Origin of the sequence: Enterobacter sp. BNK-29, assembly GCF_048684785.1 — a bacterium.
Taxonomy (GTDB): Bacteria; Pseudomonadota; Gammaproteobacteria; order Enterobacterales; family Enterobacteriaceae; genus Enterobacter; species Enterobacter cloacae_M.
The window spans coordinates 1,610,092-1,632,898 of sequence record NZ_JBLQTU010000001.1 but is presented as its reverse complement, the minus strand read 5'-3'; the positions used below and the strand labels follow the sequence as shown (position 1 = coordinate 1,632,898).

16 protein-coding genes, 2 tRNA genes and 4 rRNA genes are annotated in these 22,807 nt (G+C 52.6%); 9 read left to right on the top strand and 13 right to left on the bottom strand.

What is annotated here, in order from left to right; all coding sequences use genetic code 11:
- Together aroE and ACMGGX_RS07740 are read left to right on the top strand one after the other, a co-directional pair.
- Positions 1–819, top strand: a complete 819-nt coding sequence (aroE, locus tag ACMGGX_RS07745; RefSeq protein ID WP_045909527.1) for a shikimate dehydrogenase — start codon at positions 1–3, stop codon at positions 817–819.
- Complete coding sequence (locus ACMGGX_RS07740; protein ID WP_023345007.1) at positions 816–1,064, top strand: DUF1488 domain-containing protein; 249 nt, start codon at positions 816–818, stop codon at positions 1,062–1,064. The genes aroE and ACMGGX_RS07740 overlap by 4 nt, the downstream gene beginning before the upstream one ends.
- On the opposite strand, the gene ACMGGX_RS07735 is transcribed toward ACMGGX_RS07740, so the two are convergent.
- Complete coding sequence (locus tag ACMGGX_RS07735) at positions 1,040–1,594, bottom strand: gamma carbonic anhydrase family protein (RefSeq protein ID WP_181593956.1); 555 nt, start codon at positions 1,592–1,594, stop codon at positions 1,040–1,042. The genes ACMGGX_RS07740 and ACMGGX_RS07735 overlap by 25 nt on opposite strands.
- 470 nt (positions 1,595–2,064) lie before the next feature.
- On the opposite strand from ACMGGX_RS07735, the gene ACMGGX_RS07730 reads away from it, so the two are divergent.
- The 6 genes from ACMGGX_RS07730 to rrf (ACMGGX_RS07705) all read left to right on the top strand — a co-directional run bounded on the left by ACMGGX_RS07730 (position 2,065) and on the right by rrf (ACMGGX_RS07705) (position 7,302).
- A 16S ribosomal RNA gene (locus tag ACMGGX_RS07730) occupies positions 2,065–3,606 on the top strand.
- Between the two features lie 84 nt (positions 3,607–3,690).
- A tRNA-Glu gene (locus tag ACMGGX_RS07725) sits at positions 3,691–3,766 on the top strand.
- A gap of 193 nt (positions 3,767–3,959) precedes the next feature.
- Positions 3,960–6,865, top strand: a 23S ribosomal RNA gene (locus ACMGGX_RS07720).
- A 72-nt stretch (positions 6,866–6,937) separates the two neighbouring features.
- Positions 6,938–7,053: ribosomal RNA gene (gene rrf, locus ACMGGX_RS07715) — 5S ribosomal RNA — on the top strand.
- A gap of 14 nt (positions 7,054–7,067) precedes the next feature.
- Positions 7,068–7,143: transfer RNA gene (locus tag ACMGGX_RS07710), tRNA-Thr, on the top strand.
- Between the two features lie 43 nt (positions 7,144–7,186).
- A 5S ribosomal RNA gene (gene rrf / locus ACMGGX_RS07705) occupies positions 7,187–7,302 on the top strand.
- The 16S, 23S and 5S rRNA genes sit together here with 2 tRNA genes alongside, the layout of an rRNA operon.
- A gap of 106 nt (positions 7,303–7,408) precedes the next feature.
- Here the strand turns inward: rrf (ACMGGX_RS07705) and ACMGGX_RS07700 are convergent.
- The 7 genes from ACMGGX_RS07700 to ACMGGX_RS07670 all read right to left on the bottom strand — a co-directional run bounded on the left by ACMGGX_RS07700 (position 7,409) and on the right by ACMGGX_RS07670 (position 16,825).
- A complete protein-coding gene (locus tag ACMGGX_RS07700) occupies positions 7,409–8,167 on the bottom strand; it encodes an amino acid ABC transporter ATP-binding protein (protein ID WP_014171880.1) in 759 nt (252 codons plus the stop codon).
- 7 nt (positions 8,168–8,174) lie between these two features.
- On the bottom strand, positions 8,175–9,278 hold the full coding sequence (locus ACMGGX_RS07695; protein ID WP_420298246.1) for an amino acid ABC transporter permease: 1,104 nt from the start codon (positions 9,276–9,278) through the stop codon (positions 8,175–8,177).
- A 9-nt stretch (positions 9,279–9,287) separates the two neighbouring features.
- Positions 9,288–10,469 (bottom strand): amino acid ABC transporter permease, encoded by a 1,182-nt coding sequence (locus tag ACMGGX_RS07690; protein WP_023309438.1) that lies wholly within the window; start codon positions 10,467–10,469, stop codon positions 9,288–9,290.
- 67 nt (positions 10,470–10,536) lie between these two features.
- On the bottom strand, positions 10,537–11,562 hold the full coding sequence (locus tag ACMGGX_RS07685) for an amino acid ABC transporter substrate-binding protein (protein WP_023333654.1): 1,026 nt from the start codon (positions 11,560–11,562) through the stop codon (positions 10,537–10,539).
- 473 nt (positions 11,563–12,035) lie between these two features.
- Positions 12,036–12,257: a lipoprotein gene (locus ACMGGX_RS07680; RefSeq protein ID WP_008502867.1), complete on the bottom strand. Its 222-nt coding sequence runs from the start codon at positions 12,255–12,257 to the stop codon at positions 12,036–12,038.
- Between the two features lie 303 nt (positions 12,258–12,560).
- The gene (locus tag ACMGGX_RS07675) at positions 12,561–15,674 is read right to left on the bottom strand and encodes an efflux RND transporter permease subunit (RefSeq protein WP_420298245.1); all 3,114 of its coding nucleotides are present in this window, start codon (positions 15,672–15,674) and stop codon (positions 12,561–12,563) included.
- A gap of 11 nt (positions 15,675–15,685) precedes the next feature.
- Positions 15,686–16,825, bottom strand: coding sequence for an efflux RND transporter periplasmic adaptor subunit (locus ACMGGX_RS07670; RefSeq protein ID WP_420298244.1), 1,140 nt, complete (start codon positions 16,823–16,825; stop codon positions 15,686–15,688).
- A gap of 385 nt (positions 16,826–17,210) precedes the next feature.
- Between ACMGGX_RS07670 and envR the strand changes: the two genes are divergently transcribed.
- Positions 17,211–17,930: an acrEF/envCD operon transcriptional regulator gene (gene envR / locus ACMGGX_RS07665; RefSeq protein ID WP_420298243.1), complete on the top strand. Its 720-nt coding sequence runs from the start codon at positions 17,211–17,213 to the stop codon at positions 17,928–17,930.
- Here the strand turns inward: envR and ACMGGX_RS07660 are convergent.
- From ACMGGX_RS07660 to ACMGGX_RS07640, 5 genes are all read right to left on the bottom strand, one after another.
- Positions 17,846–19,927, bottom strand: coding sequence for a putative bifunctional diguanylate cyclase/phosphodiesterase (locus tag ACMGGX_RS07660; protein WP_420298242.1), 2,082 nt, complete (start codon positions 19,925–19,927; stop codon positions 17,846–17,848). The two genes, envR and ACMGGX_RS07660, sit on opposite strands and share 85 nt — an antisense overlap.
- 139 nt (positions 19,928–20,066) lie before the next feature.
- The gene (locus tag ACMGGX_RS07655; RefSeq protein ID WP_023309432.1) at positions 20,067–20,231 is read right to left on the bottom strand and encodes a DUF2556 family protein; all 165 of its coding nucleotides are present in this window, start codon (positions 20,229–20,231) and stop codon (positions 20,067–20,069) included.
- 177 nt (positions 20,232–20,408) lie between these two features.
- A complete protein-coding gene (fis, locus tag ACMGGX_RS07650) occupies positions 20,409–20,705 on the bottom strand; it encodes a DNA-binding transcriptional regulator Fis (protein ID WP_000462905.1) in 297 nt (98 codons plus the stop codon).
- 23 nt (positions 20,706–20,728) lie between these two features.
- Positions 20,729–21,694, bottom strand: a complete 966-nt coding sequence (gene dusB / locus ACMGGX_RS07645) for a tRNA dihydrouridine synthase DusB (RefSeq protein ID WP_023309409.1) — start codon at positions 21,692–21,694, stop codon at positions 20,729–20,731.
- Positions 21,695–22,024: 330 nt separating this feature from the next.
- Entirely contained in the window at positions 22,025–22,765 is a 741-nt protein-coding gene (locus ACMGGX_RS07640; protein ID WP_348561890.1) for a carbonic anhydrase family protein, read from the bottom strand.
- Between the last annotated feature and the right edge of the window lie 42 nt (positions 22,766–22,807).

The window sequence follows — 22,807 nt, the reverse complement described above, 5'->3', positions numbered from 1 at the left end:
ATGGAAACCTATGCTGTTTTTGGTAATCCCATTGCACACAGCAAGTCACCGTTGATCCATCAGCAGTTCGCGGAGCAGCTACAGATAGATCACCCCTATGGTCGCGTACTGGCGCCAGTGGATGCCTTTATCCCTACGCTTGAGGCCTTTTTCGCCGCGGGGGGCAAAGGCGCGAATGTGACGGTCCCGTTTAAAGAAGAAGCCTTCGAACGTGCGGATGAGCTGACCGAACGCGCTTCACTTGCTGGTGCAGTCAATACCCTAAAACGGCTTGAGGATGGACGCCTTCTGGGGGACAACACCGACGGGATTGGTTTACTCAGCGATCTGGAAAGACTCTCCTTTATCAAGCCCGGTTTCCGGATCCTGCTGATTGGCGCGGGTGGCGCATCGCGGGGCGTTTTGTTGCCTCTGCTTTCACTAGACTGTTCGGTGACCATCACGAACAGAACCTTTTCCCGGGCAGAAGCGCTGGCGGCGTTGTTTGCGCATACCGGCAGCGTGAGCGCGGTAGCGCTTGACGATCTTGCCGAACGTGAGTTCGATCTTGTCATTAATGCCACATCCAGCGGCATCAATGGCGAGATCCCGGCAATTCCCGCTTCGCTGGTCAGTGCGCATATGTACTTCTATGACATGTTCTATCAGAAAGGGAAGACGCCTTTCCTGAACTGGTGTGAACAACACGGCGCGAAACAGTTAGCCGATGGGCTGGGAATGCTGGTGGGGCAGGCTGCGCATGCGGTGCTGCTCTGGCACGGAGTGTTGCCTGCGGTCGAGCCGGTCATTGAAAAGCTAAAGCAGGAGCTTTCGGCGTGAATCAGGCTATTCATTTCCCGGACAGAGAGAGCTGGGATGAGCATAAACAAGCGGTCTGTTTTCCGGTGCTGGTACAGGGCATGCAACTTACCTGTGCCATCCATGGAGAAACGCTGTTGCATCGTTTTGGCGGCACAGACCCGCTAGCGGTATTTTGCGAAAATCGCTGGGATCTGGAAGAGGAAGCCAGCGATTTAATCCGCGAACAGCAGGAAGACGATCAGGGCTGGGTTTGGTTATCCTGATCCAAATAGTCATTCTTCCATTTTACGTAGTTGTTCGCCGAGTATTTTAATCCTTCGATCTCTGCCTCCTTAAGGGGGCGGATCTGTTTTACCGGACTTCCCAGATAGAGATAACCGCTCTCCAGCCGTTTGTTCTGCGGGACCAGGCTACCGGCACCAATCATTACGTCATCTTCTACTATGACGCCATCCAGCAAAATCGACCCCATGCCAACAAGGACGCGATTTCCGATCGTGCAGCCGTGGAGCATCACTTTATGGCCGACGGTAACATCCTCTCCAATGATGAGGGGATTACCCTCGGGGTTATAGGAGGATTTGTGCGTGACATGCAGAACGCTACCGTCCTGAATGTTGGTACGTGCACCAATCGACACATAGTTAACATCTCCCCTGATGGCGACGAGCGGCCAGATGCTGACATCATCGGCCATTCGCACATCACCAACGACCACGCTGCTGGCATCGATCATCACGCGATCGCCTTTTTGGGGGAACAGATCTTTATAAGGGCGTATTACTGCTGGCATATCTACCTCTAAGAATGAGCGCTATAAGAAGACTTTGATCGTATTAATGGATCGAGGCAAGGCAAAATACGTCAATATTTAAGCAGATCGGGCGGGATTTCAGCGAAAAGCGCGGAAAATCAGCAGTCGGAAAAAAAGATCTAAAAAATACTTGTGCTAAAAAATGGGATCCCTATAATGCGCCTCCATCGACACGGCGGATGTGAATCACTTCACAGACAACCCGGTCGGTTGAAGAGAAAAAATCCTGAAATAACGGGTTGACTCTGAAAGAGGAAAGCGTAATATACGCCACCTCGCAACGGTGAGCGAAAGCCGCGTTGCACTGCTCTTTAACAATTTATCAGACAATCTGTGTGGGCACTCAAAGTGACATGGATTCTTAACGTCGCAAGACGAAAAATGAATACCAAGTCTCTGAGTGAACATACGTAATTCATTACGAAGTTTAATTCACGAGCATCAAACTTAAATTGAAGAGTTTGATCATGGCTCAGATTGAACGCTGGCGGCAGGCCTAACACATGCAAGTCGAGCGGTAGCACAGGAGAGCTTGCTCTCCGGGTGACGAGCGGCGGACGGGTGAGTAATGTCTGGGAAACTGCCTGATGGAGGGGGATAACTACTGGAAACGGTAGCTAATACCGCATAACGTCGCAAGACCAAAGAGGGGGACCTTCGGGCCTCTTGCCATCAGATGTGCCCAGATGGGATTAGCTAGTAGGTGGGGTAACGGCTCACCTAGGCGACGATCCCTAGCTGGTCTGAGAGGATGACCAGCCACACTGGAACTGAGACACGGTCCAGACTCCTACGGGAGGCAGCAGTGGGGAATATTGCACAATGGGCGCAAGCCTGATGCAGCCATGCCGCGTGTATGAAGAAGGCCTTCGGGTTGTAAAGTACTTTCAGCGGGGAGGAAGGTGTTGTGGTTAATAACCACAGCAATTGACGTTACCCGCAGAAGAAGCACCGGCTAACTCCGTGCCAGCAGCCGCGGTAATACGGAGGGTGCAAGCGTTAATCGGAATTACTGGGCGTAAAGCGCACGCAGGCGGTCTGTCAAGTCGGATGTGAAATCCCCGGGCTCAACCTGGGAACTGCATTCGAAACTGGCAGGCTAGAGTCTTGTAGAGGGGGGTAGAATTCCAGGTGTAGCGGTGAAATGCGTAGAGATCTGGAGGAATACCGGTGGCGAAGGCGGCCCCCTGGACAAAGACTGACGCTCAGGTGCGAAAGCGTGGGGAGCAAACAGGATTAGATACCCTGGTAGTCCACGCCGTAAACGATGTCGACTTGGAGGTTGTGCCCTTGAGGCGTGGCTTCCGGAGCTAACGCGTTAAGTCGACCGCCTGGGGAGTACGGCCGCAAGGTTAAAACTCAAATGAATTGACGGGGGCCCGCACAAGCGGTGGAGCATGTGGTTTAATTCGATGCAACGCGAAGAACCTTACCTACTCTTGACATCCAGAGAACTTTCCAGAGATGGATTGGTGCCTTCGGGAACTCTGAGACAGGTGCTGCATGGCTGTCGTCAGCTCGTGTTGTGAAATGTTGGGTTAAGTCCCGCAACGAGCGCAACCCTTATCCTTTGTTGCCAGCGGTCCGGCCGGGAACTCAAAGGAGACTGCCAGTGATAAACTGGAGGAAGGTGGGGATGACGTCAAGTCATCATGGCCCTTACGAGTAGGGCTACACACGTGCTACAATGGCGCATACAAAGAGAAGCGACCTCGCGAGAGCAAGCGGACCTCATAAAGTGCGTCGTAGTCCGGATTGGAGTCTGCAACTCGACTCCATGAAGTCGGAATCGCTAGTAATCGTAGATCAGAATGCTACGGTGAATACGTTCCCGGGCCTTGTACACACCGCCCGTCACACCATGGGAGTGGGTTGCAAAAGAAGTAGGTAGCTTAACCTTCGGGAGGGCGCTTACCACTTTGTGATTCATGACTGGGGTGAAGTCGTAACAAGGTAACCGTAGGGGAACCTGCGGTTGGATCACCTCCTTACCTTAAAGAACCTGCCTTTGCAGTGCTCACACAGATTGTCTGATGAAAAGTAAATAGCAAGGCGTCTTGCGATTGAGACTTCACGTCCCCTTCGTCTAGAGGCCCAGGACACCGCCCTTTCACGGCGGTAACAGGGGTTCGAATCCCCTAGGGGACGCCACTTGCTGGTTCGTGAGTGAAAGTCACCTGCCGTCATATCTCAAAACTCATCTTCGGGTGACGTTTGAGATATTTGCTCTTTAAAAATCTGGATCAAGCTGAAAATTGAAACGACACATCTTAATTGGTGTGTTCGAGTCTCTCAAATTTTCGCAAGTCGATGATGAATCGAAAGAAACATCTTCGGGTTGTGAGGTTAAGCGACTAAGCGTACACGGTGGATGCCCTGGCAGTCAGAGGCGATGAAGGACGTGCTAATCTGCGAAAAGCGCCGGCGAGGTGATATGAACCTTTGACCCGGCGATGTCCGAATGGGGAAACCCAGTGTGATTCGTCACACTATCGTTAACTGAATACATAGGTTAACGAGGCGAACCGGGGGAACTGAAACATCTAAGTACCCCGAGGAAAAGAAATCAACCGAGATTCCCCCAGTAGCGGCGAGCGAACGGGGAGCAGCCCAGAGTCTGAATCAGCTTGTGTGTTAGTGGAAGCGTCTGGAAAGTCGCACGGTACAGGGTGACAGTCCCGTACACGAAAGCACACAGGCTGTGAACTCGAAGAGTAGGGCGGGACACGTGGTATCCTGTCTGAATATGGGGGGACCATCCTCCAAGGCTAAATACTCCTGACTGACCGATAGTGAACCAGTACCGTGAGGGAAAGGCGAAAAGAACCCCGGCGAGGGGAGTGAAAAAGAACCTGAAACCGTGTACGTACAAGCAGTGGGAGCACCTTCGTGGTGTGACTGCGTACCTTTTGTATAATGGGTCAGCGACTTATATTCTGTAGCAAGGTTAACCGTATAGGGGAGCCGAAGGGAAACCGAGTCTTAACTGGGCGTTAAGTTGCAGGGTATAGACCCGAAACCCGGTGATCTAGCCATGGGCAGGTTGAAGGTTGGGTAACACTAACTGGAGGACCGAACCGACTAATGTTGAAAAATTAGCGGATGACTTGTGGCTGGGGGTGAAAGGCCAATCAAACCGGGAGATAGCTGGTTCTCCCCGAAAGCTATTTAGGTAGCGCCTCGTGAACTCATCTTCGGGGGTAGAGCACTGTTTCGGCTAGGGGGCCATCCCGGCTTACCAACCCGATGCAAACTACGAATACCGAAGAATGTTATCACGGGAGACACACGGCGGGTGCTAACGTCCGTCGTGAAGAGGGAAACAACCCAGACCGCCAGCTAAGGTCCCAAAGTCATGGTTAAGTGGGAAACGATGTGGGAAGGCACAGACAGCCAGGATGTTGGCTTAGAAGCAGCCATCATTTAAAGAAAGCGTAATAGCTCACTGGTCGAGTCGGCCTGCGCGGAAGATGTAACGGGGCTAAACCATGCACCGAAGCTGCGGCAGCGACGCTTATGCGTTGTTGGGTAGGGGAGCGTTCTGTAAGCCGTTGAAGGTGTGCTGTGAGGCATGCTGGAGGTATCAGAAGTGCGAATGCTGACATAAGTAACGATAAAGCGGGTGAAAAGCCCGCTCGCCGGAAGACCAAGGGTTCCTGTCCAACGTTAATCGGGGCAGGGTGAGTCGACCCCTAAGGCGAGGCCGAAAGGCGTAGTCGATGGGAAACAGGTTAATATTCCTGTACTTGGTGTTACTGCGAAGGGGGGACGGAGAAGGCTATGTTAGCCGGGCGACGGTTGTCCCGGTTTAAGCATGTAGGCGGAACGATTAGGTAAATCCGGTCGTTTATTAACGCTGAGGTGTGATGACGAGGCACTACGGTGCTGAAGTAACAAATGCCCTGCTTCCAGGAAAAGCCTCTAAGCATCAGGTAACACGAAATCGTACCCCAAACCGACACAGGTGGTCAGGTAGAGAATACCAAGGCGCTTGAGAGAACTCGGGTGAAGGAACTAGGCAAAATGGTGCCGTAACTTCGGGAGAAGGCACGCTGATATGTAGGTGAAGCCCCTGCGGGTGGAGCTGAAATCAGTCGAAGATACCAGCTGGCTGCAACTGTTTATTAAAAACACAGCACTGTGCAAACACGAAAGTGGACGTATACGGTGTGACGCCTGCCCGGTGCCGGAAGGTTAATTGATGGGGTTAGCGGCAACGCGAAGCTCTTGATCGAAGCCCCGGTAAACGGCGGCCGTAACTATAACGGTCCTAAGGTAGCGAAATTCCTTGTCGGGTAAGTTCCGACCTGCACGAATGGCGTAATGATGGCCAGGCTGTCTCCACCCGAGACTCAGTGAAATTGAACTCGCTGTGAAGATGCAGTGTACCCGCGGCAAGACGGAAAGACCCCGTGAACCTTTACTATAGCTTGACACTGAACACTGGTCCTTGATGTGTAGGATAGGTGGGAGGCTTTGAAGCGTGGACGCCAGTCTGCGTGGAGCCATCCTTGAAATACCACCCTTTAATGGCTGGTGTTCTAACGTAGACCCGTAATCCGGGTTGCGGACAGTGTCTGGTGGGTAGTTTGACTGGGGCGGTCTCCTCCCAAAGAGTAACGGAGGAGCACGAAGGTTAGCTAATCCTGGTCGGACATCAGGAGGTTAGTGCAATGGCATAAGCTAGCTTGACTGCGAGAGTGACGGCTCGAGCAGGTGCGAAAGCAGGTCATAGTGATCCGGTGGTTCTGAATGGAAGGGCCATCGCTCAACGGATAAAAGGTACTCCGGGGATAACAGGCTGATACCGCCCAAGAGTTCATATCGACGGCGGTGTTTGGCACCTCGATGTCGGCTCATCACATCCTGGGGCTGAAGTAGGTCCCAAGGGTATGGCTGTTCGCCATTTAAAGTGGTACGCGAGCTGGGTTTAGAACGTCGTGAGACAGTTCGGTCCCTATCTGCCGTGGGCGCTGGAGAATTGAGGGGGGCTGCTCCTAGTACGAGAGGACCGGAGTGGACGCATCACTGGTGTTCGGGTTGTCATGCCAATGGCACTGCCCGGTAGCTAAATGCGGAAAAGATAAGTGCTGAAAGCATCTAAGCACGAAACTTGCCCCGAGATGAGTTCTCCCTGACTCCCTGAGAGTCCTGAAGGAACGTTGAAGACTACGACGTTGATAGGTCGGGTGTGTAAGCGCAGCGATGCGTTGAGCTAACCGATACTAATGAACCGTGAGGCTTAACCTTACAACGCCGAAGCTGTTTCGGCGAAGAGACGACACAATCAAATTTCAGCCTGATACAGATTAACAGAATTTGCCTGGCGGCTTTAGCGCGGTGGTCCCACCTGACCCCATGCCGAACTCAGAAGTGAAACGCCGTAGCGCCGATGGTAGTGTGGGGTCTCCCCATGTGAGAGTAGGGAACTGCCAGGCATCAAATTTAGCGTGCTGATATGGCTCAGTTGGTAGAGCGCACCCTTGGTAAGGGTGAGGTCCCCAGTTCGACTCTGGGTATCAGCACCACTTTATACTTAGGTTAAAGTTCGGCAAGAAGTAAAAGAATTTGTCTGGCGGCTTTAGCGCGGTGGTCCCACCTGACCCCATGCCGAACTCAGAAGTGAAACGCCGTAGCGCCGATGGTAGTGTGGGGTCTCCCCATGTGAGAGTAGGGAACTGCCAGACATCAAATAAGTGAAAAGGCCATCCGAAAGGATGGCCTTTTTGCGTTTATGCGCCAAAAAAACGGTAGGCCGGGTAAGGCGAAGCCGCCACCCGGCAGAGCAAACGACTAATGAATCACCTGCGACAGGAATGCTCGCGTGCGTTCTGACTTCGGATGCGCAAAGAACTCATCCGGCGGTGCCTGCTCAACAATCTCCCCGCGGTCCATAAAGATCACACGGTCGGCCACGGTTCGCGCAAACCCCATCTCATGCGTCACACACAACATGGTCATGCCGGATTGAGCCAGCCCAATCATGGTGTCCAGAACCTCTTTCACCATTTCCGGATCGAGGGCAGATGTAGGTTCATCAAACAGCATAATTTTCGGTTTCATACACAGCGAACGAGCGATAGCGACACGCTGCTGTTGGCCACCCGATATCTGGCCAGGGAATTTATTGGCATGCTCTGCGATACGTACACGCTCCAGGTAGTGCATTGCCAACGCCTCCGCTTCCTTTTTCGGCATCTTTCGTACCCAAATCGGCGCAAGCGTACAGTTCTGCAGAACGGTCAGGTGCGGAAACAGATTAAAGTGCTGAAATACCATTCCCACTTCCTGACGTACGCGTTCGATATTGCGGATATCTTCATTCAGCTCGATACCATCAACCACAATGCGTCCTTGCTGATGTTCTTCAAGATGGTTAATACAGCGAATGGTTGTGGATTTTCCGGAGCCCGAAGGGCCGCAAAGGACGATGCGCTCTCCCTGCTTGACCTTAAGATTAATGTCCTTCAGAACATGAAATTGTCCGTACCATTTATTCACATTTTCCAGCGTAATCATCGCGTCGGCGGGTGTCATAGTTATTTGGCTCATAATTTCCTCAGTGCGGTGTACGCCCGGTGTTAAAGCGCTTTTCCAGATGCTGGCTGTAGCGCGACATGCTAAAACAAAAGATCCAGTAGATCAGGGCAGCAAAGACATATCCTTCGGTGGACATACCCAGCCAGACAGGGTCAACGGTTGCCTGTTGCACGCTGCTAAAGAGATCGAACAATCCGATGATGATCACCAGGCTGGTATCCTTGAAGAGGGCAATGATCGTATTGACCAGACCCGGGATGACCAGCTTGAGTGCTTGTGGAAGAATGACCAGTCCCTGCGTTTTCCAGTAACCGAGAGCCAGTGATTCCGCCGCTTCGTACTGGCCTTTAGGCAACGCCTGCAAACCACCTCGCACAACTTCAGCGACATAGGCGGACTGGAAGAGAATCACCCCCACCAGGGCACGGATCAGCTTGTCGATGGTTGTTCCCTCTGCCATAAACAGCGGCAGCATGACCGACGACATAAACAACACGGTGATAAGCGGTACGCCGCGCCAGAACTCAATGAAGATAACGGAGAGCACGCGGACGATCGGCATTTTTGAACGCCGTCCCAGGGCCAGTAAAATCCCCCACGGTAAAGCACCGGCTATCCCCACTGAAGCGATAATCAGCGTCAGCGTCAGCCCGCCCCACTGGCGTGTTTCAACGCGTTCCAGTCCCAGGAAACCGCCATACAACAGTACCCAGACAATAATCGGATAAACCACTGCCCAGCCGGCAATATAGCGTCCACGATGAGGCAGCTTTTTCCAGAACATGGCTGCGACAGAAAACAGGCCAATAACCAGCGCCAGATTAATCCGCCAGCGCTGTTCGTGCGGATACAATCCATACATGAACTGGCCGAAGCGCTCATGAATAAACACCCAGCAGGCGCCGGCTTTTGTGCAGTCTGCTCGGGTTGAACCGACCCAGTTGGCCTGTAAAAACGCCCAGTTCAGCAGGGGAGGAATCAATTCCCACATGAGCCACAGGCAGACAATCGTCAGCATGCTGTTGCTCCAGCTGGAGAACAGATTCTTACGCGCCCAGAGAATGAAACGTCCACCTGTCGAGTTGGCAGGGCGCGAGGAGTGCGACAGTATCGCTTTTGTCATCATAGATCCTTAGCGCTCGACCAGTGCTATACGGCGGTTATAAAGGTTCATCAGCAGTGAAATCACCAGGCTGATGATCAGATAGACAGACATCGTGATGGCGATGGTTTCAATGGCTTGTCCGGTCTGGTTAAGCACGGTTCCGGCGAAGAGTGACACCATATCCGGATAACCAATCGCAGCGGCCAGCGACGAGTTTTTGACAATATTGAGATACTGGCTGGTCAGGGGGGGAATGATGACCCGTAAAGCCTGCGGAATGATGACCTGGCGAAGCGTCACGGTATGGGGTAATCCCAGCGAGCGCGCCGCCTCGTGCTGCCCATAAGGAACGGCCTGGATCCCTGCACGGATAATCTCTGCGATAAACGCGGACGTATAAATCGACAGCGCCAGCGTCAGGGCCGCCAGCTCGGGAATTAATACCATCCCGCCCTGAAAGTTAAAGCCACGCAGATGTGGAATATCCCAGTGCAAAGCGGCCCCAAACAGCCAGTGTGCAATTAGCGGCAGGCTAACGATCAGGACAGCTGCAGTGGGCCAGGTTCTACGAAGCTGACCGGTTTTGATCTGATGTTTGCGGTTAAAACGGAATACCCCCGCAGAGAGCGCAAGCGCTATCACAATCGCGCCGATAAAAGCGTACAGCCCTTCACCCGGCTGAGGAGAAGGGATGGACAAACCACGGTTACTCAGGAAAAACAGCTCAAACGCGTCGACGGCCTGGCGGGGACCGGGAAGGTTACGCAGTACGGCGAAATACCAGAAGAAGATCTGCAGCAGCGGGGGGATATTGCGGAACGTCTCAATATAAACAGTCGACAGTTTCCGCAGGAGCCAGTTTTCAGAAAGACGCGCCAGGCCAATAAAGAAGCCCAGTATCGACGCGAAGACGATACAAAGCGCCGATACCAACAGCGTATTCAGTAAACCGACCACGAATACGCGTCCGTACGTGTCACCTTCCTGGTAATCAATAAGGTGCTGAACAATGCCAAACCCCGCGCTGCGGTCTAAAAACGCGAAACCGGAGGTAATGCCGCGGTTATTCAGGTTGGTGATGGTGTTATGGATCAGATACACGGCGATGAGAACAACCGCAACAATAGCAATAATCTGGAATAGCCAGGCGCGGACCGCGGGATGAGAAAAGGATAGCGATCCTTTTACGGCTGAGCGGCGATGGGACATAAAGAAACCTCAGTAACCATGACTCTGGAGTGGGCACTGCCGGAGCAGTGCCCGTTACAGCTATGACTTAACGTACTGGTGGTGCGTACTGAATACCGCCGTTGTTCCAGAGATTGTTCTGGCCGCGTTTGATCTTCAGCGGGCTTTCCGATCCCACGTTGCGTTCAAAGATCTCAGAGTAGTTGCCCACCTGTTTGATGATGTTGTAAGCCCACTTGTTATCCAGCTTCAGATCCTTGCCGAAATCACCTTCTTTACCGAGCAGGTGTGCCATATCCGGGTTGGATGGCTTAGCGGCTTTTTCATCAACGTTTTTGGAATTGATGCCCATCTCTTCTGCGTTCAGCATGGCAAACAGCGTCCAGCGAACGATGGAGAACCAGTCTTCATCGCCGCGACGAACGACGGGGCCGAGAGGCTCTTTGGAGATCACTTCAGGCAGGACAATCCACTCTGCCGGATTGCTCAGCTTAATGCGTAAGGCATACAGCTGTGACTGGTCAGAGGCCAGCGTGTCGCAACGGCCGGATTCCAGCGCTTTGGCCGATTCATCCGAGCGGTCGAATGTCACCGGGGTATATTTCATGTTGTTTGCTTTGAAATAATCCGCGACGTTCAGCTCGGTATCGGTGCCTGCCTGAATACAAACGGTGGCGCCATCCAGTTCCTTAGCGCTTTTCAGGCCGGCTTTATTGTGGGTCAGGAAGCCGATGCCGTCATAATAGGTCACGCCCGTAAATGACATCCCCATGCCTGCATCGCGGGAGGAAGTCCAGGTGGTGTTACGGGAGAGCATGTCGACCTCGCCGGACTGCAGCGCCGTAAAGCGTTCTTTCGCCGTCAGCGGGGTGTATTTCACTTTGCTGTCATCGCCAAAAACGGCGGCTGCAACGCCACGGCAGACATCCACATCAATACCGGTAAATTTGCCGTTCGCATCGGCATAAGAGAAGCCAGGCAAACCGTCACTGATACCACATTGAACAAAACCTTTCTTTTTAACGGCATCCAGTGTCGTTCCCGCATGGGCTTGACCGGCTACGGCAAACAACATGCCTGCAGCGGCCAGGCTGGCTATCATCGTCTTTTTCATAATGCATCCTGTGTGGCGAAATTTATCGTTATAGAGGCGTTTTTAAACGCTTTACCTGTCTGTGGCTTTGGCCAACGTTTATAAAGCAAACGTAATGCCAGTTTTGCGTTCGACAAAATAAGAGACGAGTGAACGCTTAATGCTGAGTGTAGACAGGCTTAAATAAAACGAGCGCCCCGAAACGGTGCGAAATTACAACCTGTGCCACAAATCGGAGCAAAAGTTGCGAGTCGGGTCAGGAAAAAGAAGAGATAGTTTTCAGCGTGAATATTGGCAGGGTATTCAATAATATTAATGTGTGAAAATCATCACGATAGAATAAGTAATTTGAATGAGTATGCGAAAAAGTTGTGACTGACTTCAGGCTTGGAATAATTACGCGAATAGATACGGGGCTATTTTTTTACTTATTTGAAAATACTGCACTCATTAAAAGCAAAAGCGCGGCCAGAGCCGCGCTTTCTCAACAGATTTTACTTGGTCAGGGCAACAATACCCAGCGTCAGACCCGCTACTGCGGCAGCACCGCCGGCGATAGCACCCGCAGTCTCCCAGTTATCCTGGGTGGTGCCTTTCATACAGGTATTGGTATGAACCAGTCGGCCCTGGTCGTCGTAAACCGGTACACATGGAGAGTCGTGCGCGCAACCAGCAAGCAGCGCAGCGAGAAGTGCAACGGAAATGAATCTTTTCATGATGTTACCTCAGTATTATTTCTCATCCGCTATAAAGCCAGGAGGGCTATTAACGAACTGGAGGTTATTTTACCACCGGGGTAAGTCCCCGTTACACGAGGAATAATCTCAAATTATGTAGTTTGTAAAAATCGTGGAGAAAAGTCGGTTTAAGGAGGAATTAATGGAGGAATTATGAAGTTGCAAGAGACTGTTTTTACTTAATGCAAATCATCATATTCTTAATACTGCCTTTATGTAAAACCTAATTCGTTGTTTATGTTAAAAATAAAAAGGCACCAGAGGTGCCTTTTCAGGGAAAAATTAACCTTTATGGTGCGTAAACCGTCGCCGAACAACCACAAAGAAAACAGGAACGAAGAAAATCGCCAGAAGGGTTGCGGAAAGCATTCCCCCCATAACGCCCGTACCAACGGCGTTTTGCGCGCCGCTCCCGGCCCCGGTGCTGATCACCAGCGGCATGACGCCAAGAATAAAGGCCAGGGACGTCATCAGGATCGGTCGAAGGCGCATCCTGGAAGCTTCCAGCGTGGCTTCAATAATGCCTTTGCCTTCTTTATCCATCAGGTCTTTAGCAAATTCGACGATCAGAATGGCGTTTTTCGCCGATAAACCAATCGTCGTCAGCAGGCCGACCTGGAAATAGACGTCGTTGTTTAACCCGCGCAGCGACGCTGCGAGAAGCGCCCCAATGACCCCCAGCGGCACAACCAGCATGACGGAGAACGGAATGGACCAGCTTTCATACAGCGCAGCCAGGCACAGGAACACCACGATCAGTGAAATGGCGTACAGTGCTGGCGCCTGGTTACCCGAGAGGCGCTCCTGATAAGACATCCCTGTCCAGTCATAGCCGATACCGGAAGGCAGTTTTGCCGCGAGGCTTTCCATCATAGCCATGGCCTCACCGGTGCTTTTACCCGGGGCTGATTCACCCAGGATCTCCATAGAAGGCATCCCGTTATAGCGCTCCAGGCGAGGTGAACCATAGACCCAGTGAGCGTTGCTGAAGGCGGAGAACGGGACCATTTCCCCATTCGCGCTGCGCACGTAAAGGTTATTAATATCTCCTGGCAACATACGGAATTTTGCCTCGGCCTGGACGTAGACCTTTTTCACGCGCCCATGATCGATAAAGTCGTTCACATAGCTGCCACCTAAGGCCGTCGAAATCGTCTGGTTCACGTCAGAAAGGCTGACGCCCAGCGCCTGCGCTTTCTCCTGATCGACATCCAGCTTGAACTGAGGCGTATCTTCAAGACCGTTAGGGCGGACGCGAACCAGCAGGTCAGGGTGCTCATTCACCATGCTGAGCAGTTGGTTACGCGCCTGCGTCAGTTGGGTATGCCCCAGGTTGGCCTGATCGATCAATTCAAAGTCGAAGCCCGTGGCGGTACCCAGTTCGATAATTGCAGGCAGGTTAAACGGGAACACGAGGCCGTCTTTAATTTGACTGAATGCTTTCGTCGCGCGACCCACAATGGCTTCAACGCCGTTTTCCGCCCCCGGGCGCTCCTCCCAGGGCTTCAGGCTGACGAAGGCAATACCGGCGTTCTGACCCTGGCCGCTAAAGCTAAAGCCGTTTACAGTAAAGACGGATTCAACGTTCGCTTTCTCTTTGTTCAGATAGTAGTCCTGAACCTGGTCGAGGACCTGCTGAGTACGCGTCTGGGTTGCACCCGCCGGGAGTTGAACCATCGTCATAAATACCCCCTGATCCTCTTCGGGCAGGAAAGAGGTAGGCAAGCGCAGGAAGAGCACCGCCATCCCCCCGACGATAATGACGTACACCACCAGATAGCGCCCTGCCTTACGCAAAATACCGCTCACGCTGTTGCTGTAGTGCTCCACGCTTTTATCGAAGAGCGCATTAAACCAGCCGAAGAAGCCACCTTTCTTCTCATGATGGTCGCCGGATACGGGCTTAAGCAACGTTGCGCAGAGTGCGGGCGTAAGGATTAGCGCAACCAGTACGGACAACGCCATTGCGGAAACGATAGTCAGCGAGAACTGGCGATAGATCGCCCCCGTCGAGCCGCCAAAAAAGGCCATCGGAATAAAGACCGCCGAGAGCACCATGGCGATCCCGACCAGTGCACCCTGGATCTGCTCCATCGACTTCTGCGTGGCCTCTTTCGGCGGCAGTTTGTCCTCGACCATGACGCGTTCAACGTTCTCAACGACCACGATAGCGTCATCGACCAGCAGACCTATCGCCAGCACCATGCCGAACATCGTCAGGGTATTGATGGAGAAACCGAATGCCGCCAGAACCGCGAAGGTACCCAGCAGAACGACCGGCACCGCGATAGTCGGGATGAGCGTCGCCCGCAGGTTTTGCAGGAACAGGTACATGACCAGGAAGACGAGGATGATTGCTTCAAACAGGGTCTTCACCACTTCGTGAATGGAGATCTTCACAAAAGGCGTGGTGTCATAGGGATAGACCACTTTCAGCCCCTGCGGGAAGAACTGCTGCAGTTGCGCCAGCTTGCTCTTAATGGCTGCCGCAGTGTCCAGCGCATTTGCCCCGGTTGCCAGCTTAATCCCCAGGCCGGTTGCCGCCTGCCCGTTGATTTTAGTGACCATGTTGTAGTTTTCACCACCCAGCTCAATACGAGCCACGTCCTTCAGATGAACCATCGAGCCGTCCTGATTCACCCTGAGCGTCACGCGGCCAAACTCATCCGGTGATTTCAGGCGGGTTTGCGCGATGATCGAGGCATTCAGCTGCTGCCCGGGAATGGACGGCGTTCCGCCCAGCTGGCCTGCCGCTATCTGGTCGTTCTGCGTTTTCAGCTGGTTGATAATATCCTGCGGCGTTAGCTGATATTTGTTCATCGCGTTGCTGTCGAGCCAGATGCGCATCGCATACTGAGCGCCAAACAGCTGAACGTCACCGACGCCAGACGTTCGGCTGATGGCATCTTTGACGTTCGACGCGACATAGTCAGAGATGTCATTCTGCGTGAGATTTTTGTTGTCTGAAACAAAGCCGGCGACCAGCAGGAAGCTACTGCTGGATTTCTCCACGCCAATCCCTTGCTGCTGTACCTCTTGCGGCAGCAGCGGCATGGCGAGCTGCAGCTTGTTCTGCACCTGCACCTGGGCGATGTCCGGATCGGTTCCTGACTCGAAGGTCAGGGTGATGGTGACGTTACCCGCTGAATCGCTGGTGGAGGACATATACATCAGCTTATCGATACCGTTCATGTTCTGTTCGATAACCTGGGTCACGGTATCCTGCACCGTTTGAGCGTCAGCTCCCGGGTAGGTCGCGGATATCGCCACGGCGGGAGGGGCAATGGTCGGATACTGTGCGACGGGAAGTTTGAGAATGGCCAGCCCGCCTGCAATCATCAAAATGATGGCAAGTACCCAGGCGAAAACCGGTCTCTGAATAAAGAAATTAGCCATGTCGTCGTCCCTTAACCGGCTGGCGTCGTGGTGGTATCCGGCGTGGCGACGACGGTTACCCCCGGTCTGACTTTCTGTAGCCCGCTGACAATCACGCGATCACCGTTTTTCAGCCCTTCCGTCACCAGCCAGCGATCGCCAATTGCCTGAGGGGCCACGACGGTTCGCGGTTCAACCTGGTTTTTATCGTTCACCACCAGGACGGTTGCATCGCCTCGTGGTGTACGGGTTACGCCCTGCTGTGGCACCAGAATCGCATCCGGCTGGGTGCCTTCATCAATGCGGGCGCGAACGAACATGCCGGGTAACAACAGATGCTGAGGGTTCCGGAAAATGGCGCGCAGGGTAATCGAGCCGGTACTTTCATCGACCGTGACGTCAGAGAACTGCAATGTGCCTTTCAGCGGATAGGGATGCCCGTTCTCCATCAGCAGTTCAACGCTGCTGGCGGTATCGCCTTTTTGCAGGCTCGTCTGTTTCAGGCGCATAAAATCATTGCTGGACTGGGTGACATCGACATAAATCGGATCGAGCTGCTGGACCGTTGCCAGCGCTGCGGCTTGTCCGTTCGTCACCAGCGCCCCTTCGGTCACGCTGGATTTCCCGATACGACCATCAACCGGAGAGGTCACTTTGGTGTAGGCAAGGTTGATACGTGCGCTTTCAACGCCCGCTTTTGCGGCAACCACGCTGGCATCTGCCTGCTGAGCCGTCGCCACGGCCTGGTCATACTCCTGCTTACTGACATACTGGGTGCCTACCAGCGGGAGATAACGTTTCACCGTCAGGTGTGCAATATTGGCCGCCGCCTGAGCCTTCGCCAGTTCGCCTTTCGCGCTGTCATAGGCTGCCTGATAGGTCGCAGGATCGATCTGGTAGAGTGACTCGCCCGCTTTTACATCGCTACCCTCCGCGAAGTTACGGCGAAGGATAATGCCGCTAACCTGAGGACGAACCTCCGCAACGCGAAATGCATCTGTTCTGCCCGGGAGTTCAGTGGTGACGGCCAGAGGCGCGCTTTTCACAATATGCACGCTGACCTGAGGCGCCTGCAGATGCTGTTGTTGATTTTCCTGACCATCGCATCCAGTGAGCAGTACCGTGCAGACAATGAAACCGGATAAGGGCAAGCGTCTGAAATGATTCGTCATTACTGTTCCTTTAAATACCCATTAACCGATATATGCCGCGAATCGGTAGCAGGGGCAGAGGGATAAAAATAAAATGTAGCTGCGTATAATAATGAGGGTATTTAATGTTTTTTAATTTATAAGTGCGAATGACAATGCTTGTAGAAGAAAATCAGAATCAGACCGGCTCCATTCTGGGATATAGTCTGGCATGTTAATCAGGTAAATGAGTTTAATATTTTATAATTATTCATTCCGCCAATTTAATTGATTGGATGTATTTGTATTAATTATAAATCAAGAGGGGTGACTTTTTTTGTGCAAAATTAAAACGGATTTTAGTGAATACTTACATTTGATGAACGCAATATGACCTTTAAACCTTGCGAGTAACGAGTAGTTGCCTATGGCGCGTAAAAAGAAAGAAGAGGCTCAACAAACCCGGCAGCAGCTGATTGAGGCGGCTATCGGACAGTTTGCCACGCGTGGCGTTGCCAGCACGACGCTGACGGATATCGCCGATGCCGCTAAGGTGACGCGCGGCGCGATCTACTGGCACTTCACCAGTAAATCTGAAATATTTAATGCCATCTGGGAACACCAATTACCGCTTCGCGACATTATTAACGACAGGCTTTCCCTTTCCGATAGTGACGATCCATTGTTAAAACTTCGTGAGCAATTTATTACCGCGCTGCAGTATATTGCCCATGAACCCCGGCAATGTGCGCTTTTACAAATTCTGTATCATAAGTGTGAATTTAGCAGTGATATGATTTCTGAACGTGAAATCAGAAAGCGTATCGGATTCAACGATGACACGCTACGTGCCGCGCTGGAGACCTGTATTTCGCGAAACATCATTTCGCCACAGGTGAATGTTGAACTCACCTTGATTGTATTCCACGGTTTTTTTAGCGGAATAATTAAAAACTGGTTAATGAATAACGACAGTTTTAATCTTTATCAGCAGGCTCCCGCTCTGGTCGATAGCATACTGGCGACACTCCCGGTTATTCGCGTGTCGCCAGATGAGGGTGCTTACTGTTCAGCGCCAGGTAACATTTCCCCTCGGGCACAAAGTGCCTCTATGGTCTGCGCGCTGACGGGTTTACCTAACAGATAACCCTGAAGGGTGTTACAGCCCAGCTCGGTTAAAAAGGCTTGCTGCGCTTCGGTTTCCACACCTTCAGCCACGACTTTCAGGTTAAGTGTTTTAGCGAGAGCCACAATTGCTGAGACAATAGTGGCATCCTCGCTTTCGCCGCTGAGCTCTTTCACAAACGCCCTGTCGATTTTCAATTCGCAGGCCGGTAATCGCTTGAGGTACAGCAGGCTCGAATATCCGGTGCCAAAATCATCAATGGAGGCCTTCACGCCCGCATCCGTCAGCTCTGTCAGCACGCGTACGCTCTCATCCGGGTTGCTCATCGCCGTGGTTTCCGTCACTTCGAGGATCAACATTTCCGGTGGCACCTGGTGAAGTGCCAGGCAGTCGAGAACCGTTTTAACCAGCGAAGGTTGTTCAAACTGCAGTGTCGACAGGTTTACCGCCATTGACCAGCTTTGATGCCCCTGGAGATGCCATTCCCGCAGCTGACGACAGGCTTCATGAATCACCCAGTTGCCAATGGGGACGATTAGCCCCGTTTTTTCCGCCAGCGGCAGAAAAAGGTCCGGCGTCAGTAGCCCCTGCTTAGGATGCTGCCAGCGCAATAACGCCTCGAATCCGAGGACCGGGCCCGCCGGGGCGTGAAATTTTGGCTGATACAGCAGGCGCAGCTCATTGCGATCGATTGCCATCCACAGATCGTTCATTAACTGGAGATGGGTTTGCGCCAGGGTGTTCATGGAGGGCTGGAAAAAGTGGTAACCGTTACGGCCCATATGCTTCGTGTGATACATCGCCGCGTCGGCGTTAAACATCAGCTCACGCTCGGTTTTGCCGTCGTGAGGGTAGAGCGCGATACCAATGCTGAGGGTCACTACCAGTTCATAGGGGCTGAGATTGAACGGGCTATCGATCGCGCGCACCAGCGAATTTGCCAGCGATGCCGCGTCGTCCGGACCTTCTCCCTCTGCCAGCAGAACAAATTCATCACCGCCGATACGTGCAAGGGTGAACTGGCCTTTCAGGAGAAGCAGCAGACGCTGCGTAACGGCGACCAGCAGCCTGTCACCGACATCATGGCCGTAGGCATCATTGATGGCTTTAAAGCCGTCAAGATCCATGAACATTAGGGCAAAGTGGTTCCCTTCACGATCGGCTTTGCTGATGGCCTGATCGAGTCTGTCTTCCAGCAGGATACGGTTGGGCAGACGCGTCAGGGTATCGTGTAGCGCCAGTTGAGCGAGCTCCCGGTTAGCTTCTGCCAGCGACGAGGCCAGAAGGGCGGTGCGTGCCTGAAGGCGGGCATCCAGCATCGACACCAGCAGGGTGATCCCAAGAATTGAGAGCGCGACGACGCTGACCAGCACCGCCAGCCAGCTCCCGTTGATACCCTCATGGTGAACCATTGTGGACATCGGAAACTGCGCCGCTTTCATCCCGGCATAGTGCATGCCGGCAATGGCAATTCCCATCGTGATGGCGGCACCCATGCGCATCAGCACAACCTGAGCGGCTTCGCGACGCAGGCGGAAGGTCAGCCATAATGCCGCGAGCGAAGCGGCAAGCGCAATCACGACCGAAATGGCCACCCAGACCTTGTCCCAGATAATCCCGGGCATCACCTCCAGCGCCGCCATGCCGGTGTAATGCATAGCAACAATACCGCTTCCCATCACCAGCGCGCCGGGCAGCAGTCGGCGCAGGCGTAGTTGCTCGCAGCTCACGAGCCATAGCGCAAACAGCGACGAACCTACGGCGATGACCATGGATAACACCGTCAGGGTGGCGTTGTAGCTCATGCTCATGGAGAGGTCCATCGCCAGCATGCCGATAAAATGCATGGCCCACACGCCAATCCCCATAGCAATACCGCCGCCAGCCAGCCAGACGCGGGCAACGACACCTTCACTCCCGGCGACGCGTGCAGCCATGTTCAGCGCGGTATACGCAGCAAGAATGGCAACAACAAAGGAGAGGACGACAAGGATAGGGTTGTATTGGCTGACCAGCATGGACGGTTCTACTCGAGTGTGGGGTTACGCTAGAGCGGTTGAGAAGGGCGAGACATTATCACCGTCAGGTAATGGCTCAAAGGGATTTAAATCCCCGTTTTTAGTGGGTAATAACGGGGTGGTTTGCGCAATCGGGCGGTTAGTCGAGCTCTGAGCAGTTCACGAGTTTCAGCGGATTAACGGAGTTCATATTACGACACTTATCGGTTTCGGTGCTCATCAGTTCAATCCACTGCATCAGGAGTGTATCGAAAATGAGAACGGAGATTGCAAAGACAACCAGCCACCAGTATTTACGAATCATTGTGTCATTCCGCGAGAAGATCGCCAGTAAGGTGGGGGAAATATACACGAAAAACCGTGGTTGAAAAGCGGGAGAGGCGAAGGTTTACAATGCGTTGACGGAGAAGCGCAGGTAATAAAAAAGGCGCTTCCCCATGCCGAAGAGCGCCTTTTTAAACAAGCATTTAACTGATTAGTATCAGTTCATGCCGTATTTTTTCAGTTTCTTACGCAGAGTACCACGGTTGATACCCATCATCAGCGCAGCGCGGGTTTGGTTACCGCGGGTGTATTGCATCACCATGTCCAACAGTGGCTGTTCAACTTCAGCCAGTACCAGCTCATACAGATCATTAACATCCTGACCATTCAGTTGAGCAAAATAGTTCTTCAGTGCCTGTTTAACCGAGTCACGCAGGGGCTTTTGAGTTACCTGGTCCTGAGAGTTAACGGTAGAAACGGTCAGTACGTCAGAATTTACGCGTTGTTCGAACATAGTTCTGTCAGCTCTTTATTTCATTACGCAAGATTTTCGAAGTATGCCTCCAACGCCTCCAGCTGTACGCTGGCATCCTCTATGGCGTTGAATGTGCGCCGAAACTGGTCATCTGGAGCGTGCTCCTGGAGATACCAGGAGACGTGTTTACGCGCAATTCGGTACCCTTTTGCCTGACCGTAGTGGTCATGCAGTTCCCGAACATGCGAACAAAGCAAGCGCTTAACCTCTGCCAGAGGCAGCGGAGCAAGCAGCTCCCCAGTGTCCAGATAATGCTGGATTTCCCGGAAGATCCAGGGTCTTCCCTGAGCTGCACGTCCTATCATCAGAGCATCAGCTCCCGTATAGTCGAGTACAGCCCTGGCTTTAAGCGGGTCAGTTATGTCGCCATTCGCGATAATCGGAATGGAAACTTTCTGCTTAACTGCCCGAATGCTGTCGTATTCAGCTTCACCGTTGAACAAACAGGCGCGAGTGCGTCCATGGATGGTCAGGGCCTGAATGCCACAGTCTTCGGCCAGTTGGGCAATCTCTACACAGTTACGGTGTTCCGGCGACCAACCCGTGCGAATCTTCAACGTAACAGGAACGTCCACCGCGCTGACAACCGCCGTCAGGATAGCTTTCACCTGGTCGGGGTATTGCAGAAGGGCTGAACCTGCAAGCTTGCGATTCACCTTTTTGGCCGGGCACCCCATATTGATATCAATAATCTGGGCACCACTTTCCACGTTAATCCGCGCGGCATCTGCCATCTCTTCAGGCACGCTTCCGGCAATTTGCACGGTGCGAATACCTGGTTCATCAACGTGCACCATCCGAAGGCGGGATTTATCGCTTTCCCAAACCTGCGGGTTAGACGACATCATCTCGGATACGGTTAAACCGGCTCCCATCTCATAGCACAGCGTCCTGAACGGCCGGTCTGTAATACCTGCCATTGGGGCTGCGATCAGGCGATTTCTAAGCTGGTGGTGTCCGATGCGCATGAGTTAAGAAATGACCATACTGTGACTGCAAGGCGGCGTATATTACGCATTTTTTGCACGAGATGAAAGGCCAAACTTTGAACAATCCACTGTTGTAGATCAAGGAATCGCCACCCAATCTTCCCGTTAAAAATTATTCATTATTTAAATCATTAAGTTATATGATAATGGTTATTTTATGGGCGCTTACAATTTCCCGTAACTTCTCATCATTTCTGAATAAATGCGTCGCTGAAGCGGGATAATCTGCTGTTTTTAGCAACAGATTTCCCTTCTTCTTTGCGATCTGCGTCGCATTTTAGAACATGATCGTCATGCGAAAAATGCGTGTTATTCAACCACGACGCGCCCATGCAGCGACTGTACCGGACGGTTATTATCGTGATGCATTGTCTGGGTGAATCTGGCAAGTTGTTCTGCAGAAACCGTCAGGGGCTGTTTAAGTACAATCCAGGTAACGCCTTCTGAACACGGTGGAGTGGTCAGTGAACCGCTAAAGCGCCAGTACGTTTTATTTTTTGGCAGCAGTTTGTTCAGGTTGAGATCCTGTTTGATGGAGACGTTCTGCTCGGCCTGCTGAGGCATAACGCGCCACAGTTTTTCTAGTTCCGGGTTTGCGGCTCCTTTATCAAACATGACCGCCACCACCGTCAGTTCCCCATTGGCATTTTTATGAACCAGATGCATTTCCATCGCGTATCTCTTGCCATGTACGGTGTTTTCGCTCGGCGCGTGGAAATGGAACTGCTGTAACGTCCAGGTTTGCTTATCGAGAGTAAGAGTATCGCGGGTGTTCGCCTGTTCACCTGCCTGAATGGTATGGCCATTGTTCGTCAGTGTAACAGGGCCATCAACGTAGTGGGTTTGTAGCGGGGAGAGGTGGGCGATAGCGGTCGAATCAATATTAATAGGGGACTGGTTCATTCCGCTTTGACAGGTCTTGTATGCCTCGTCCATCTCGCCCCAGTGTTGCGGTGAACCTTCCCCTTCATAGCTCCAGTGTGATGCGAATGCTGAAGCCGAGATCATGCTCAGCGCCAGCAGCGCTGCCTTGCCTATAACGTGTGTCATCATATTCTTCCGGTGAATTTTTGTAATACAAATCAGCATGAT